This is a genomic window from Pseudoxanthomonas sp. PXM01, assembly GCF_014851815.1.
GTDB lineage: Bacteria > Pseudomonadota > Gammaproteobacteria > Xanthomonadales > Xanthomonadaceae > Pseudoxanthomonas_A.
On record NZ_JACVAJ010000002.1, the window covers coordinates 794,855 to 809,377 of the forward strand.

General features: G+C 70.0%; 15 protein-coding genes, 1 other RNA gene, 1 pseudogene and 1 riboswitch. Of the genes and pseudogenes, 4 read left to right on the forward strand and 13 right to left on the reverse strand.

Going from position 1 to position 14,523, the window contains the following annotated elements; genetic code table 11:
• Nucleotides 1-200 precede the first annotated feature (200 nt).
• The gene (locus tag IB230_RS13105; RefSeq protein ID WP_192272866.1) at nucleotides 201-971 is read left to right on the forward strand and encodes an NRDE family protein; all 771 of its coding nucleotides are present in this window, start codon (nucleotides 201-203) and stop codon (nucleotides 969-971) included.
• A 213-nt stretch (nucleotides 972-1,184) separates the two neighbouring features.
• Here IB230_RS13105 and rnpB read toward each other — a convergent pair.
• The 3 genes from rnpB to rsmI all read right to left on the reverse strand — a co-directional run bounded on the left by rnpB (nucleotide 1,185) and on the right by rsmI (nucleotide 2,977).
• Nucleotides 1,185-1,535, reverse strand: an RNA gene (gene rnpB / locus IB230_RS13110) — RNase P RNA component class A.
• A 46-nt stretch (nucleotides 1,536-1,581) separates the two neighbouring features.
• On the reverse strand, nucleotides 1,582-2,079 hold the full coding sequence (locus IB230_RS13115; protein WP_192272868.1) for a hypothetical protein: 498 nt from the start codon (nucleotides 2,077-2,079) through the stop codon (nucleotides 1,582-1,584).
• Between the two features lie 79 nt (nucleotides 2,080-2,158).
• A complete protein-coding gene (rsmI, locus tag IB230_RS13120) occupies nucleotides 2,159-2,977 on the reverse strand; it encodes a 16S rRNA (cytidine(1402)-2'-O)-methyltransferase (protein WP_192272870.1) in 819 nt (272 codons plus the stop codon).
• 215 nt (nucleotides 2,978-3,192) lie between these two features.
• Here rsmI and IB230_RS13125 point away from each other — a divergent pair.
• Nucleotides 3,193-4,458 (forward strand): annotated as a pseudogene (locus IB230_RS13125) (penicillin-binding protein activator); the annotation flags it as partial.
• Entirely contained in the window at nucleotides 4,448-4,837 is a 390-nt protein-coding gene (locus IB230_RS13130) for a YraN family protein (protein WP_192272874.1), read from the forward strand. The pseudogene IB230_RS13125 and the gene IB230_RS13130, both read left to right, overlap by 11 nt.
• Before the next feature lie 3 nt (nucleotides 4,838-4,840).
• Here IB230_RS13130 and IB230_RS13135 read toward each other — a convergent pair whose 3' ends face one another.
• Entirely contained in the window at nucleotides 4,841-6,241 is a 1,401-nt protein-coding gene (locus tag IB230_RS13135; RefSeq protein ID WP_192272876.1) for an FAD/NAD(P)-binding protein, read from the reverse strand.
• A 233-nt stretch (nucleotides 6,242-6,474) separates the two neighbouring features.
• Between IB230_RS13135 and IB230_RS13140 the strand changes: the two genes are divergently transcribed.
• Nucleotides 6,475-7,854, forward strand: coding sequence for an FAD-linked oxidase C-terminal domain-containing protein (locus IB230_RS13140; RefSeq protein ID WP_192272878.1), 1,380 nt, complete (start codon nucleotides 6,475-6,477; stop codon nucleotides 7,852-7,854).
• A gap of 35 nt (nucleotides 7,855-7,889) precedes the next feature.
• Here the strand turns inward: IB230_RS13140 and thiL are convergent, their stop codons facing one another.
• The 9 genes from thiL to IB230_RS13185 all read right to left on the reverse strand — a co-directional run bounded on the left by thiL (nucleotide 7,890) and on the right by IB230_RS13185 (nucleotide 14,520).
• On the reverse strand, nucleotides 7,890-8,843 hold the full coding sequence (gene thiL, locus IB230_RS13145; protein ID WP_192272880.1) for a thiamine-phosphate kinase: 954 nt from the start codon (nucleotides 8,841-8,843) through the stop codon (nucleotides 7,890-7,892).
• A gap of 7 nt (nucleotides 8,844-8,850) precedes the next feature.
• Entirely contained in the window at nucleotides 8,851-9,102 is a 252-nt protein-coding gene (locus IB230_RS13150; RefSeq protein ID WP_192272882.1) for a helix-hairpin-helix domain-containing protein, read from the reverse strand.
• 1 nt (nucleotide 9,103) lies between these two features.
• A complete protein-coding gene (nusB, locus tag IB230_RS13155; RefSeq protein WP_343227318.1) occupies nucleotides 9,104-9,571 on the reverse strand; it encodes a transcription antitermination factor NusB in 468 nt (155 codons plus the stop codon).
• Between the two features lie 22 nt (nucleotides 9,572-9,593).
• Nucleotides 9,594-10,061 (reverse strand): 6,7-dimethyl-8-ribityllumazine synthase, encoded by a 468-nt coding sequence (gene ribH / locus IB230_RS13160; protein WP_192272886.1) that lies wholly within the window; start codon nucleotides 10,059-10,061, stop codon nucleotides 9,594-9,596.
• Between the two features lie 64 nt (nucleotides 10,062-10,125).
• Complete coding sequence (ribB, locus tag IB230_RS13165; RefSeq protein WP_192272888.1) at nucleotides 10,126-11,220, reverse strand: 3,4-dihydroxy-2-butanone-4-phosphate synthase; 1,095 nt, start codon at nucleotides 11,218-11,220, stop codon at nucleotides 10,126-10,128.
• Complete coding sequence (locus tag IB230_RS13170) at nucleotides 11,217-11,819, reverse strand: riboflavin synthase (RefSeq protein ID WP_192272891.1); 603 nt, start codon at nucleotides 11,817-11,819, stop codon at nucleotides 11,217-11,219. The genes ribB and IB230_RS13170 overlap by 4 nt, the downstream gene beginning before the upstream one ends.
• A gap of 137 nt (nucleotides 11,820-11,956) precedes the next feature.
• Nucleotides 11,957-12,102, reverse strand: a riboswitch (FMN riboswitch).
• Between the two features lie 89 nt (nucleotides 12,103-12,191).
• Entirely contained in the window at nucleotides 12,192-12,956 is a 765-nt protein-coding gene (locus IB230_RS13175) for a class I SAM-dependent methyltransferase (RefSeq protein ID WP_192272893.1), read from the reverse strand.
• A gap of 9 nt (nucleotides 12,957-12,965) precedes the next feature.
• Complete coding sequence (gene ribD / locus IB230_RS13180; protein WP_192272895.1) at nucleotides 12,966-14,063, reverse strand: bifunctional diaminohydroxyphosphoribosylaminopyrimidine deaminase/5-amino-6-(5-phosphoribosylamino)uracil reductase RibD; 1,098 nt, start codon at nucleotides 14,061-14,063, stop codon at nucleotides 12,966-12,968.
• Nucleotides 14,056-14,520, reverse strand: coding sequence for a GNAT family N-acetyltransferase (locus IB230_RS13185; protein WP_192272897.1), 465 nt, complete (start codon nucleotides 14,518-14,520; stop codon nucleotides 14,056-14,058). Before IB230_RS13185 ends, ribD begins: the two co-directional genes overlap by 8 nt.
• Between the last annotated feature and the right edge of the window lie 3 nt (nucleotides 14,521-14,523).

The following is a 14,523-nucleotide window of genomic DNA, read 5'->3' on the forward strand; positions in this document are numbered from 1 at the left end:
CGACCTGAAATCACTTGGCGGATCAATGGCTTGCAGCAAACTTCAGAGACTTGTTCAAGCCTTATCCACAAGTTGCTGTTTCGTCTCAAATTTTGAGATTGAGGAATGATTCAGTGAGGTGACCGTCGTTTCACATGAACGCTGGCGTGGGCGCGTCGGCAGGAGTGGAACTGCGCAAACCGGGGGCCCAGAATCGGCCCATGTGCCTTGTCGCCCTCGCCTGGAAAGTCCACCCACGCTGGCGCCTGCTGCTGGCCGGCAATCGCGACGAGTTCCACGGCCGCCCCACCGCCCCGCTCGCCCATTGGGTGGCGTCGCCGGATCTGATGGCGGGGCAGGACCTGCAGTCGGGCGGAACCTGGGCCGGCGTGGACGCCGGCGGCCGAATGGCGGTGGTGACCAACGTGCGCGACCCGGCCATCCAGGTGCCGGGCGCCCCGTCCCGCGGCCAGCTGGCGGCGGGGTTCCTGCAATCGCCCGACAGCGCCGACCATCGCGCCACCGGCCTGCTGGTAGCCGCCGAGGTCTTCGCCCCCTTCAACCTGCTGCTGGCCGATGCGGAGGATTGCGAGTACCTCAGCAACTACCCCACGCCCCGCCGGCTCTCGCTCGCCCCGGGCGTGCACGGTCTTTCCAATGGCGACCTCGACGAACCCTGGCCGAAGACGATGGCGCTGAAGCAGCGCCTGGCTGGCTGGCTGACCTCGGACGATGAAGACGTGTCGCCGCTCTGGCAGGCGCTGGCGGACGAGACGCAGGCGCCCGACGATCGCCTGCCCGATACGGGCGTCGGCATCGACCTCGAACGCATGTTGTCGCCCGCCTTCATCCGCGGCGACCGCTACGGGACGCGCGCCAGCACGCTGATCGCCATCGACCATGCGGGGCATGGCTGGATCAGCGAGCGGAGATTCGGGCCGGAGGGGGTGTTCGAGGGAGAGACGACGCTGCGGATCGGGGCTTGGGCGTAGCCAGCTGCTCTGCAGCTGAAAGTCGGTGATCGCGACTTACGTCGCTCCCACAAAAACCCTCAAGAGATATCCGAACTGCGCTTCACCAGCCCCCTGAGTCAGGGGGCAATTCGCATCAACGGTGCGAATGGGGGTGTGGCAGCGACGGCCCGGGGCCCGAAGTTCGCGCAGCGAACTTTGGGAGCTGCATCGCGCGTCGCGCGATGCAGTTGGCGGCGGAGCCGGCCGGTAAGCCGGGTTCTGTCGTGGACAGTCATTCCTCTAGGCGCAACGTCACCGTTACGCTCAAGCAACCTACCCGGAGACACTGCGGGCCGCAGCATAGCCTCCCTATTTGGTCTTGCTCCCGGTGGGGTTTGCCGTGCCGGTCCGTTGCCGGACTCGCGGTGCGCTCTTACCGCACCATTTCACCCTTGCCACGCATTCCGAAGAACCGTTCGGCGGTATCTTTCTGTTGCACTTTCCGTCGGCTCGCGCCGCCCAGGCGTTACCTGGCACCGTGCCCTGTGGAGCCCGGACTTTCCTCGGCATCGTTTCCAATGACGCGACTGTCTGGCCGACTCCGCCATGGGTATTGTCGCACGGCGATCCGCGGAACCGGACTGGCGCCTCACTCGAGCGTATCGACCCACTCCCGTACCTCCGCTGCGCCCACCGGCCAGCGCAGCGTCCGCCCCAACTGTCGAGACAGTCCGGCGGCGCATATCAGCCGGGGTGTGCTGCTGCCGTAGCCCACGGTCACAGGCGGCAAGCGCTCCGCCAGCGAGGACGGCTCGGCCTCCTCATGGATCACCCTGCCGTCCCCATCGCGCAGGCGAAGCGCGAGCGCCCGCATCACGATGCCATGAGCATTACAACGAACCCCCATCCTGGTCTCGGTGACACCGACCTCGGGAAGTCGGGTGCCCGCCGGAAAATCCCGCGCGATCACGAAGGGTGAACGGGTCCATGCTCGCCATTCCCCCTCGGACAACTCGAGGGTGCCGGTATCCACCTGCTGCGAATCCGCCTGGTCAGGCATCGTCCGCACCCACTCGGCGCGGACATGCGGCACCGATGCCAGCCCGCAACACATCAACAACCAAGCCGATTTTTTCACCCTGCGCATCCCCGGTGGATCCTGCAACCGACACGGCGACGGCGCAGAGGATGAAACGACGGACATGCCACCGTGGCGCGATGATCGATCAACTTCCGTACAACGCCTTGCGCGGCGCGCCGGTGATCTCGGCGGCGAGCTTGGCGGCCGCCGATGGTGGCAAATGCTCGTTGAGCAGGGCGTAGACGCGGCGACCTTCGACCAGCCGCGCATCCAGGTCGTCGCCGGCGCCCTGCACCATCACCACGAACTCGCCCTTGCGCTGGTTGTCGTCGGCCTCGACGCGCTGCTGCAGGTCCGCCAGCGTGCCGTCGAGGACGGTCTCGAACAGCTTGGTCAGCTCGCGTGCCAGCACGGCCGGACGGTCGTCGCCGAAGGCCGCGCGCATGTCGGCCAGCGATTCGGCGATACGGTGCGAGGACTCGTAGAACACCAGCGTGCGTGTCTCGCCGGCCAGTCGCTGCAGCTGCTCCCGCCGCGCGGAGGCTTTCGCTGGCAGGAAGCCTTCGAAGGTGAACCGGTCGCTGGGCAGCCCCGCCACGCTGAGCGCGGCGATGGCAGCACAGGCACCCGGCAGCGGACTGACCTTGATGCCCGCAGCGCGCGCCGCGCGGACCAGGCGGAAGCCGGGATCGCTGACCAGGGGGGTGCCGGCGTCGCTGACCAGAGCCAGCGATTCGCCGGCCAGCAGGCGCTCGACCACGCGCTGCGACAAGGCATCCTCGTTGTGCTCGTGCAAGGCCAGCAGCGGCGTGGACACGCCGAAGTGCGACATCAGCTGGCCGCTGCGGCGGGTGTCCTCCGCACAGATCGCCGCCACGCCCCGCAGGGTCTCCAGCGCGCGCGGCGTCAGGTCGCCCAGGTTGCCGATCGGGGTGGCGACGATGAACAGGGTTCCGGCTGGCATTCCAGTGGGGCTCGGTGGCTGGGGGTAGAATCGTAGCCGGTTCCCCTGCCTGAACACCGACGATGCCCTTGGACCTGCCTGTCGCCCGCACGCTTTCTGCACGCATCCGTCCCGCCCGGACCCTGGTGGCCCTGCTGCTGGTCGCCTTTCTGGCCAGCTGCGCGACCACGCCGGGCGCAGGTCCCACCCCCTCGGCGGCGCGTTTTGCGCCGGCGTTCGCCAGTGCCGCGACGCTGGCCCGCCAGGATGCCGCCCTCACCGGCCAGGCGCGCAGCGACAACGCACGCGAAATCGACCGCCTGCTGGCCACGCTGGACGACGCCACCCTCACCCGCGATGCCGCCGCCCTGCCCGCGGGCGACCCGCTGTACAACTTCGCCGGCCGTGCGCTGCAACGCCGCGGCCTGCCGCTGCCGCGTCCGTTCGATCGCGGCACGCAATGGCGCTTCGATACCGCCAATCGCCCGCCTGCCGAGTCCGACGGCTACCGGCCGCCGGTGAAGCTGGCCGTGCTGCTGCCCCTGTCGGGCAACCTCGCCACCGCCGCCGCGCCCGTGCGTGACGGGCTGCTCGCGGGTTACTACGGCGAACGCCGCCGCCGCCCCGACATCCAGTTCTACGACACCACCGGCACGGCCGCCGGCGCGACCGCCGCCTATGCGCGCGCCACCGCCGAGGGCGCCGACTTCGTGATCGGTCCGCTCGGTCGCGACGAGGTGAGCGCACTGTTCCAGCAACCGCAGCTGGCCACCCCGCTGCTGGTGCTCAACCGCGGCACGGTGGCCGTGCCGGAGGGCAACGCCGGTTTCTCGCTGGCGCCCGAAGACGACGGTCTGGCCGCAGCGGAGTATCTGTTCGCGCGCGAGCGGCGGACGGCGCTCGTCATCGAAGGCAGCGACGACAACGGACGCCGCGCCTCGCAGGCGTTCGCCGAACGTTTCGCCGAACGCGGCGGCAAGGTCACGCGCGTGATCCGCGTGCAGGATGTCCCGGGCGATCTGTCGGCCGTGCTCGCCACCGCCGCGCAGGAGGGCGCCGATGCGGTGTTCCTGGCGGTCCGCGGAAACACCGCGCGCGCGCTGACGCCGCAGCTGGCGCTGGCCGGCCTGGGCGGCAAGACGCGCGTGGGCACCTCGCAGCTGACCTCGGGCACCGGAAAACCCGAAGAAGACATGGCACTGGATGGCATCGCGTTCCCGACCGAAGCCTGGACCTCGCGTGGCGTGCCGGCCCTGCCCGCCGCCAGCGTCACCGGCGAGCGCGTGCCGACCGCGCGCGGTCCGGCCGCGCGCCTGTTCGCGTTCGGCTACGACGCCTGGCTGCTGACCGCGTATCTCGAGAAGCTGGCGTTGGGCGCCAACACCGAGTTGCGCGGCGCCACCGGCCGCCTGCAGCTGGACGGCTTCGGCAACGTGGTGCGCACGCCGTCGTGGTCGACCTTCACCGCTGGCCGCCCTGCCCCCATCGCGGATGGCGGTTGACCGGCGCGCCCGCGGGCACGCCGTCGAAGTCGCCGCGCGCGATCTGCTGCGGCGGGAAGGCCTGACCGAGCTCGCCACCAACGCGAACTACCGCGGCGGCGAACTCGACCTGGTGATGCAGGATGCCCGCCGGCCCGGTGCGTCGACGGTCGTGTTCGTCGAAGTGCGTTATCGCCAGTCGCAAGCGTTCGGCGGCGGCGCGGCGTCCGTCGACGTCGGCAAGCGCCGCCGCCTGGTGCACGCGGCGCAACGCTTCCTGCAGGACCATCCGGCGCTCGCCGACGCGCCGTGCCGCTTTGACGTGGTGGATGCACAGGGCGATCCCGCTTCGCCCCGGCTCGAGTGGATCCGCGACGCCTTCCGCGCGGACGAGGTGTGACCGCTACAGCCCGGCCGACAGCAGCAGTTCGCGCGCGAGCCCGTGCCGGCGCTGCGATGACGACGTCCCTGCCCTCAGCGTTGACGCCAGCGCGGCCGCCGCCGTGCGCAGTTCGGGGACGGCGGTGATTTCCCACAGATGCCCACGCAGCAGCGGCCCGAGGCAGTAGAGCCCGCGCACTGGTGCACCATGACGATCGAGTACCTGCAGGTCGTCGCCGACCTCGGCACCCAGGCCATGCGGATCGGACACCAGCAGGCCCGCTTCGACCAGGTGCGACACCAGCGGATGCGTCGTGCGCACGATGTCGGTATCCAACCCGGTGGCGCGGATGACGTAGTCGTACTGCGCCACATCCGCCTGCTCCTCACCACGCCCGCGCAGCAGCACTTCCGCACCTTGCGCGCGCAGGCCGGCGCGCAGCAGGCGCGCGGCACGCACCTGCAGCTGCCCGCTCGCCTGCAGCCCCTCGATCACCTCGGCGACGCGCGGTGCGATGCGGTGCCGCGCCACTTCCCAGTGCGATCGCAGGTGGCGCAGGAACCGCGCGCGCTGCGCGTCGGGCAGGCTGCGCCAGAACGCCTGCGTGTGCGGCCGCAGGCCGTCCACCACGCTGCGCCAGTCCGGCGCGACATGGACGAGCGAACGGACGGCAGCGAGCAATGCACGCAGGTCGCGCCCGCCCAGCGCCTGGCGGATGCTCGGCGGCAGTTCGATGGCCGGTCCCGCCACGGCAGCATGCGCGCGCGGCAACAGTCCATGGCGCGAGATCGCGGTCAGTCCGCCCCGATGTCCGCGTGCGGCCAGCGTCGCCGCCACGTCGGCCATGGTCAGCCCGGTACCGACGATCAGCACGCGTGCGTCCGTCTCGATGCGTTCCAGCGCATCGTCCTGCCAGGGCCAACCGATGTAGCGCGGACTCTGCGCGAGCCGCGGCCCGATGCCCGCCAGACGTTGCGGCGGCAACGCACCCAGCGCCAGCACCACGCGGTCGCTGGCGAAGTAGCCGCCATCGTCCAGGTGCACGCGATAGCCCTCGCCGACGCGTGTGATCGCGATGGCTTCCTGCCGTATCAGCGACAGATTGCCGGCGGCTTCATGCGCCTCACGCAGGCGTTCGGCCAGATAGTCGCCGTATGCGACGCGCGGCAGGAACTCGTCGCGACCGCGCGGCCCCAGGCTGAGCCACGTCGCGAAGTCGTCCGGTCTGTCGGGATGCGTCCCCAACAGGCCGGCACGCACGTTGAGCAGGTGTTCCGGACGCGCTTGTCCGTACGCCACGCCGCGCGCGAAGGTATCGCCCACGCCGACCAGGCACACCTCCGGTGCGCCTTCCTCCGTCGACGCCAGCTGTGTCGCCAGCACGCTGCCGCTGAAACCCGCTCCCACGATGGTGATGCGCATGTATGTCTCCGGTCGATTGGGCCGGCCGATTTCTAGCAGCCGCGTCTCGGGCGGATGTAAGGAATCGGTTAGCTCGACACGCACAAGGGAAGCCGGACGATCACGCTGCGCGCGAAGACGTTGATTTACCGGCGCTGACACGGGATCCCGGATGGACATAGCGAAGCGGCATGTGCACATGCCGGCGCAGTATCAGGGCAGGACAGCGAGCGAACGATCCGTACAATGTCCGCATGGATGGAACGCTGCCCCCCGCACTGCATGATGCGATGTCGATCCGTCTCGGCGACGGCTGGCTGACCGGCGAGGCCTGCCGTCCCTTCGGTGGCGACGATTCGCGGCGATGGGTGATGCCGACAGCCGTCGCGTTGCCATCAACGCAGGACGATGTCGTCGCCGTCGTTCGCGCATGCCGCGAGCATCGCGTGCCGATCGTCGCGCGTGGCGCCGGCACCGGCACGACCGGCGCGGCGGTGCCGATGCCGGGCGGCGTGGTGGTGTCGTTTGCGCGCATGGATCGCATCGTCGATATCCGCGCCGCGGACCGCTGCGTGGTAGTGCAGCCGGGCGTGCTGAACGGCGAACTGCAGCATGCACTCGCGCCGCACGGCCTGTTCTGGCCACCGGACCCGTCGAGCGCGGATGCCTGCAGCGTGGGCGGCAATCTCGCCACCAATGCGGGTGGACCGCGCGCCGTGAAGTACGGCACCGCGCGCGACAACGTGCTCGGCCTGGTCGCCGTGACCGGTGCGGGCGAACTGATCCGCTGCGGTGGCGCGTATACCAAGGACGCGACCGGCTACGACCTCACCCACCTGATCGTCGGCAGCGAGGGCACGCTGGCGATCATCGTCGAGGCGACCCTGAAGCTGGCAGCGCGACCGCGTGCGCAGGCAGGCTTGCGTGTGCTCTACCGCGACGCGGCCACCGCGGCGGCCGCGGTGTCGCGCATCATGGCGCGGCCGGCGACACCGGCGATGCTGGAATTCATGGACCGCAGCGCGATCGCGCTGATCCGCCGCAACGGCAGCGACGTGCCCGATGCCGGCGCGATGCTGCTGGTCGAGGCCGACGGCGACGAGGACACGCTGCCTTATGCGCTGCAGGCGTTGGCCGATGCGGCCGAGGGTGACGGCATGCTCGCGCTGGATGTCGCACCGGACGGTGCCGCGCACGACCGGCTGTGGGCGGCGAGGCGCGCGCTGTCGCCGGCGCTGCGCACGATCAAGCCCGGCAAGATCAACGAGGACGTGGTGGTGCCGGTTTCGCGCATTCCGGATCTCGTGTCCGCCATGGAAGTCCTGTCGGACGAGGCGGCATTGCCGATCGTCGTGTTCGGTCACGCCGGCAACGGCAACCTGCACGTGAACATCATGTACGACGACGGCGACGCGGATGAAACCGCACGCGCCCAGACGACGCTGCCGAGGGTGTTCGCACGGGTGCTGGCGCTGGGCGGCACACTGTCGGGCGAGCACGGCATCGGCCTGAGCAAGCGCGACTTCATGGCGGATGCATTCAACGCGGCCACGCTGGACGCGATGCGTGCGGTAAAGGCGGCGCTCGATCCGGACGGCATCCTCAATCCCGGCAAGGTGCTGCCGCCGCGGTGATCCTCGCAGGAGCGACGCACGTCGCTGCTACAGCCTCAGGACGTCACAAAATGATCGTAGCCACGGCGCGGCGGCGTCCATGGCTCGCCATCCGTGCGCACGGGCTGCACGCCCTCATCCGCCACGATGCGGCCGATGCGCGTGATCCGCAGGCAGAGTTTCGATGACACCGCCTCGACGAGGGCGCGCGCATCGGCCGGCGCAGTGAAACAGAGCTCATAGTCGTCGCCGCCACCCGCCTGCAGCGCTATCCGCGTCGGCCCATCGAAGGCGTCGCACAAGGCATCCGATGCCGGCAGTGCATCGACATCGACGCGCGCGCCCACGCCGCTGTACAAGGCGATATGACCGAGATCGGCCAGCAGGCCGTCGGAGACATCGACGCACGCGGAAGCGATGCCGCGCAGCGCGCGACCCGCCAGCACGCGTGGTGTCGGCCGATCCAACCGTTCGCGCAAAGCGCCTCCAGAAGCACGGTCCAGCAACGCGAGGCCGCCGGCCGCATCACCCAGAGTGCCGGTAACCCAGATGTCGTCGCCGATACGTGCACCGTCGCGGCGCAGTGGCTCACCGGGCTCCACCAGCCCCATCGCGGTCACCGAAATCGACAGCGGCCCGCGCGTGGTATCGCCGCCAACCAGCGCGATGCCGTGGCGTGCCGCCAGGTCGAGGAAACCGTCGAGGAAGCCATCGATCCACGCCGCATCGGACTGCGGCAACGACAGCGACAGCGTGCACCACGTGGGCGCTGCGCCCATCGCGGCGAGATCGGACAGGTTCACCGCCAGCGCCTTCCAACCGAGGTCGGCCGGGGCAGTGTCGTGCGGGAAGTGGATGCCGTCGTTCAACGTGTCGGCGGTGACGACAAGCTGCTTTCCCGGCGGCGGCGCCAGCAGCGCGGCGTCGTCGCCGATGCCGAGCACTACATCGCCGCGCGTGCCCACGCGGGCGCGGATACGGGCGATCAGGTCGAACTCGCCGGTGCCCATGGCCGGGTCAGGCGCGCGAACGCGCCAGATCGATGGCGGCCTGGACCGCCGCGCGCGCCTGCGGGCTGTTCTTCCAGCAGGAAGACCCGGTCAGACCGGCGGCACTGGCGACGATCTCCGACGGCTCGGCGGCGGCCAGCTGACGCAGCGAGGCGATACCCATCTGCTCCAGGCGCTGCACGACGGTGGGGCCGACGCCCTTCACGGCGAGCAAGGCGTCGCGTTCTTCCGCGGGAAAGCGTGCGTCGCCGCCGGACACGTCAGCGGCGCGCCTGCGCCTCGGCGGGCCGCCATTCGACGGCAGCGTGGTCGAGCACACCGTTGATGTAGGTATGACCGTGTTCGGAACCGAAGCGCTTGGCGGTCTCGATGGCTTCGTTCAGCACCACGCGGTACGGCACGTCGAGGCGATGGATCAGTTCGTAGGCGGCGATGCGCAGCACCGCACGCTCGATGGGATCGACTTCCTCCACCGTGCGGTCGAGGAACGGCAGCAGCGCCTCGTCCAGCGAGGCGCGATGGCGGACCACGCCACGCACCAGGTCCTCGAAGTACTCGAGATCGGCGATCTCATGCGCCTGCTCGTGCGCGAACTGCGCGATCACCTGGCCTACTTCACCGCCCGACATCTGCCACGCGTAGACAGCCTGCAGCGCACGACGGCGCGCGCGCGCGCGCGTGACCGGATCGACGCCGTCCTTGCGGTGGGGATGTTGTTGTCGGCTCACGTCGGCTCCTGCAATTTTTGGGTTACGGCAACTGTTCCAGCAGCTGGGCCATCTCGATGGCGGCCAGTGCGGCTTCCTCGCCCTTGTTGCCATGGCTACCGCCGGCACGCGCCTCGGCATCCTCGATGCGTTCCACCGCCAGCACGCCGTTCAGCACCGGCACGCCGGTGTCCAGTTGCGCGCGCATCAGGCCCTCGGCACAGCGGTCGGCGACGTGTTCGTAATGGCGGGTATCGCCCCGGATCACGCAGCCCAGCGCGATCACCGCGGCGTGGTCGCCCGAGGCGGCCAGGCGCGCGGCGACCAGCGGGATCTCCCACGCGCCGGGCACCCGAACCACGTCGACCGCGTCCTCGCCCACGCCGTTGCCGGCCAGGCTCTGCCGCGCACCGGCCACCAGCACATCGGTGATGCGCGGATTCCAGCGGCTGGCGATGATCGCGAAGCGGGCGCCTTCGGGCGCGCGCAGATCGCCTTCGTAGTGGGACATGGCGGGTTCCTTGGGGGTGGGGAAGTCTACCAGCCGGCGCGACCGGCCGGTCTGCCGGGGCCGGTCAGGGCTGGACGTACTCGACCACGTCGAGGCCGAAACCGGCCAGACCGACCTGCCGCCGCGGCGTGCCCAGCACCCGCAGCCGGCCGAGGCCGAGATCGGCCAGGATCTGCGCACCGGCGCCGTTGCGCCGCCACTGACCCACGTCCTTGGCGTTGGCCTGCACCTCCGGCTGCTTGCGCAGGCGCGCCAGCAGCGCGTCGGCGCTGCGCGGCTCGGACAGCACCACCATCACGCCCTGCCCTTCGGCGGCGATCACGCGCAGCGCATCGGTCGCGTGCACGCCGAAGTCGTCGCGCCGCCAGTGCAGCAGGTCGCTCAGCGGGTTTTCCACCTGCACGCGCACCAGCGTGGGCGTCGCCTTGTCCGGCGCGCCGCGGACCAGCGCGAAGTGCAGGTCGTGGGCGATGCGGTCGCGGTAGGTGACCAGCTGGAACGGACCGAACTCGGTCTCGATGTCGCGTTCGTCGATGCGTTCGACCGTGTGCTCGGTCGCCAGCCGATAGGCGATCAGGTCGGCGATCGAGCCCATCTTCAGGCCGTGCTCGCGGGCGAACACCTCCAGCTGCGGGCGGCGCGCCATGCTGCCGTCGGGATTGAGCACTTCCACCAGCACGCCGGCCGGCTCCAGGCCGGCGAGCAGCGGCAGGTCGCTCGCCGCTTCGGTATGCCCGGCGCGCGTCAGCACGCCGCCCGGCTGGGCGATCAACGGGAAGATGTGGCCCGGCTGGCTGAGGTCGCTGGCCTTCGCATCCGGACGCACGGCGGTGCGCACGGTATGCGCACGGTCGTAGGCGGAGATGCCGGTGGTGACGCCTTCGGCCGCCTCGATGCTGACGGTGAAGTTGGTATGGAACTGCGCGGTATTGGTCTGCACCATCGGCGCCAGTCCCAGCTGCGCGCAACGCTCGCGCGTCAGCGACAGGCAGACCAGGCCGCGCGCATGCGTGACCATGAAATTGATGTCCGACGGCTTGACCAGCTCGGCGGCCATGATCAGGTCGCCTTCGTTCTCGCGGTCCTCGTCGTCGACGATGACGACCATGCGGCCCTGGCGGATCTCCTCCAGCAGCTCGGGGATCGGGGCGAAGTTCATGCGCCACTCCTGTCGCCCAGCAGGCGCTCGACATAGCGCGCCACCAGGTCGATCTCCAGATTCACCGCATCGCCGACGGCGGTGGCCGCGAACGCGGTGTGCGAGACCGTGTGCGGAATCAGGGCGACCTCGAAGCCTTCGCTGTCCACCTCGTTGACGGTCAGGCTGACGCCGTCGACGCAGATCGAGCCCTTCTTCGCGATGTACTTCAGCAGCGGCGCCGGCGCGGCGAAACGCCAGCGCTGCGCGCGGGCGTCGTCGTGCACGGACAGCACCCGACCGACACCATCGACGTGGCCGCTGACCAGATGGCCGCCCAGGCGGTCGGTCGGCCGCATCGCGCGCTCCAGGTTCACTACCGCGCCTTCCTTCAAACCACCCAGCGTAGTCAGCGACAGCGTCTCGGTGGACGCATCGGCCTGGAAGCCGGACGCATCGAACGCGATGACGGTCAGGCACACGCCATTCACCGCGATGCTCTCGCCCAGCTGCACGGCGTCGAACGGCAGCGAGCCGACGGCCACGGTCAAGCGAACGTCACCGCCTACGGAATCCAGCGCGGCGATGCGGCCGACGCCTTCGATGATGCCGGTGAACATCAGCGCACCTCCGGAAGGAGGACGGGGACAGCACGGAAACTCGTGGAAGGCATGGAGCGTCTCTCGCAGGAACGGGCGGAGACGCCTCCGGGCGCGAAGGCAGGCGCACGACCCCACGCTCGCGCGCGGTTCGGCGGTGCCGTCTTCTTTCATCCGGACTATGACCGTCGGCTCCGGCATCGGACCGGATCTGCTGACCCTCCGGCAGGCCGGAGGCGCTCGCGGGCTTGTCGCTGGGCGACCTACCGCCGGTGGGGAATCTCGCCCCGCCCTGAAGACGTCGTTGGTGGTGTGCCGGCGGACCGGCCCACGCATTTTACACGCCAGGTCCGGCGACGGCTCTGAACGGAGCGTTCCGCCGGCTCAGCCGGCTCAGGCGGCCGGCTTGCGGCGCAGGTGCAGGATCAGCGGCCAGCGCATGGTGCGCACCCGCTGCGGATCGCCCCAGACCTCGGCCAGCGCCGGCGTGTGGGCGTAAACGGGATCCTCGCCAGTGGCGGCGCGATAGCTGCCAGTCGCCGACAGGCTGCCGAAATAGCCGAGCAGCGTGGGCAGGTTCCATTCGGCGGTCAGCCAGAGCCGCGGCGTGGGGATGGCCTCGAACGGCCACACGTAGTCGCCGTAGCCCATGTCCACGTCGGCGCGTTCGGGCGGCCAGTAGGGATCGATGTCGTCGCGGACCTTCTCGGCCACCTCGGCCAGATCGTCCTCGAAAATGATGTCCTGGTAGGTCCACGCCGCCAGTACCCCGCCAGGGCGCAGCACGCGCTCGCAGGTGGCGAAGAAACGGTAGCGGTCGAACCAGTGCAGCGCCTGCGCCACGGCCACCAGGTCGACGCTGTGGTCCGCCAGCGCGGTGGTCTCGGCGGGTTCGACGGCCAGGCTGACGTTGCTGCCGGTCTTGCCCTGAGCCCAGTGCCGCTCGACCTGCGCCGCGCTGGGATCGGTGGCGTGCACGTGCGCGAAGCGCGCGGCCAACCCATGCGTCGCCTGGCCGCTGCCACAGCCCGGCTCCCAGACCTGCGCGCTGGCCGGCACCGCCGACGCGATCACGTCGTACAGCGCCTCCGGATAGGTCGGGCGCGAAGCGAGATAGACGTCGGCGACGCCGGAAAAATGATCCTTGAAGGCCACCATGGCGTGCGTTCAGCGGGCAGGTTGCAGCAGGAGGCGGTGATCTTCGCCAATCGCGCGGCTGTCCACAATCGCCAGCTTCAGGCGATCGGCCATCGCCTGGATGCCGAGCCCACCGAACAGCGGCCGCGCCTGCTCGCCCAGCAGCACCGGCGCGACGTACAGCAGGACCTCGTCGGCGAGACCCGCGGCCAGGAACGCGCCGGCCAGCGTGGCGCCCGCTTCGGCATGCACTTCGTTGATGCCGCGCGCGGCCAGCAGTTCCAGCACCGCCTGCAGGTCGAAGTTGCTGCCCGTCGCCGGCGCGATCGCACGCTGCACGTCGACATCGCGCGGCGGCTTGGCATCGGCCGTATGGATATAGAGCGTCGGCGCCGTGCCCTGGCGCACGTTGCCGCGCGCCACGGTCGCCAGGCCAGGATCGAGCACCACGCGCAGCGGCGGCTCGAACGCGGTGTCATCGCCGAAGCGCACGGTCAGCGATGGATCGTCGGCCAGCACCGTGCCGGCGCCGGTGAGGATGGCCCCGGCGCACGCGCGCCAGCGCATCACGTCGCGACGCGAGGCCTCGCCACTGATCCACTTGGAATCGCCGTTCGCCATTGCGGTACGGCCGTCCAGACTGGTAGCCAGCTTCACCCGCATCCACGGCCGGCCGCGCTCCACGCGCGACAGGAACCCACGGTTCAACCGCCGTGCCTGGGCCTCCATCAATCCCGACTGCACGGCGATGCCCGCCGCACGGAGGCGGTCGAAGCCCGCGCCATCGACCTGCGGAAACGGATCGCGCATTGCCGCGACGACACGGGTGACGCCTGCCGCCACCAGTGCCTCCGCGCACGGCCCGGTACGGCCCGTATGCGCGCACGGCTCCAGCGTGACGTAGGCGGTCGCGCCCTTCGCGCGCTCGCCCGCCGCCTGCAGCGCGAACACCTCCGCATGCGGGCCACCGGCCTTCCGGTGCCAGCCTTCGCCGACGATCTGCCCGTCCTGCACGAGCACGCAGCCGACCATCGGGTTCGGTCGGGTGGTGTACGCGCCGCGCTCGGCCAGCCTCAGCGCGCGCGCCATGCACTGGTGGTCGAACGCGGAGAAGCCGGTATCAGTCATGCGTCGTCCAAGCGCCGGAAAGGGCGCCAGTATGCGCCACGCGCTGCGCGGGCCGGATCGACATGATCACCACCGGCGTACCGTGCAATGTGGTCCGCTCCTCTACCTGCCAACCGAGCGACGCGTAGAAATCCTCGTGCCAAAGCGTGAACAGCCGCAACAAGGACACGCCTTCCTGCGCCGCTTGCGTCACCGCCGCATCCACCAGAGCACGGCCGCCACCGCGGCCACGCGCATCGGGCAGTACATAGAGGCTGCCCAGCCACGGACTGCCGCGATCCTGCAGTGCGGGGGCATCCTCCAGCAGCAGACTGACGGAACCCAGCAAGGTCTCGCCGTCCAGCAACAGCAGAGTCGTCGGCAGCGAGTTGCGCGTGGCGTGGTCGACCAGTTCGTCGGTCGCTGCCTGCAAGGTCCAATCGTCGTACAGGGCGCCCCACTCGGCGTGATGGCGCATGGC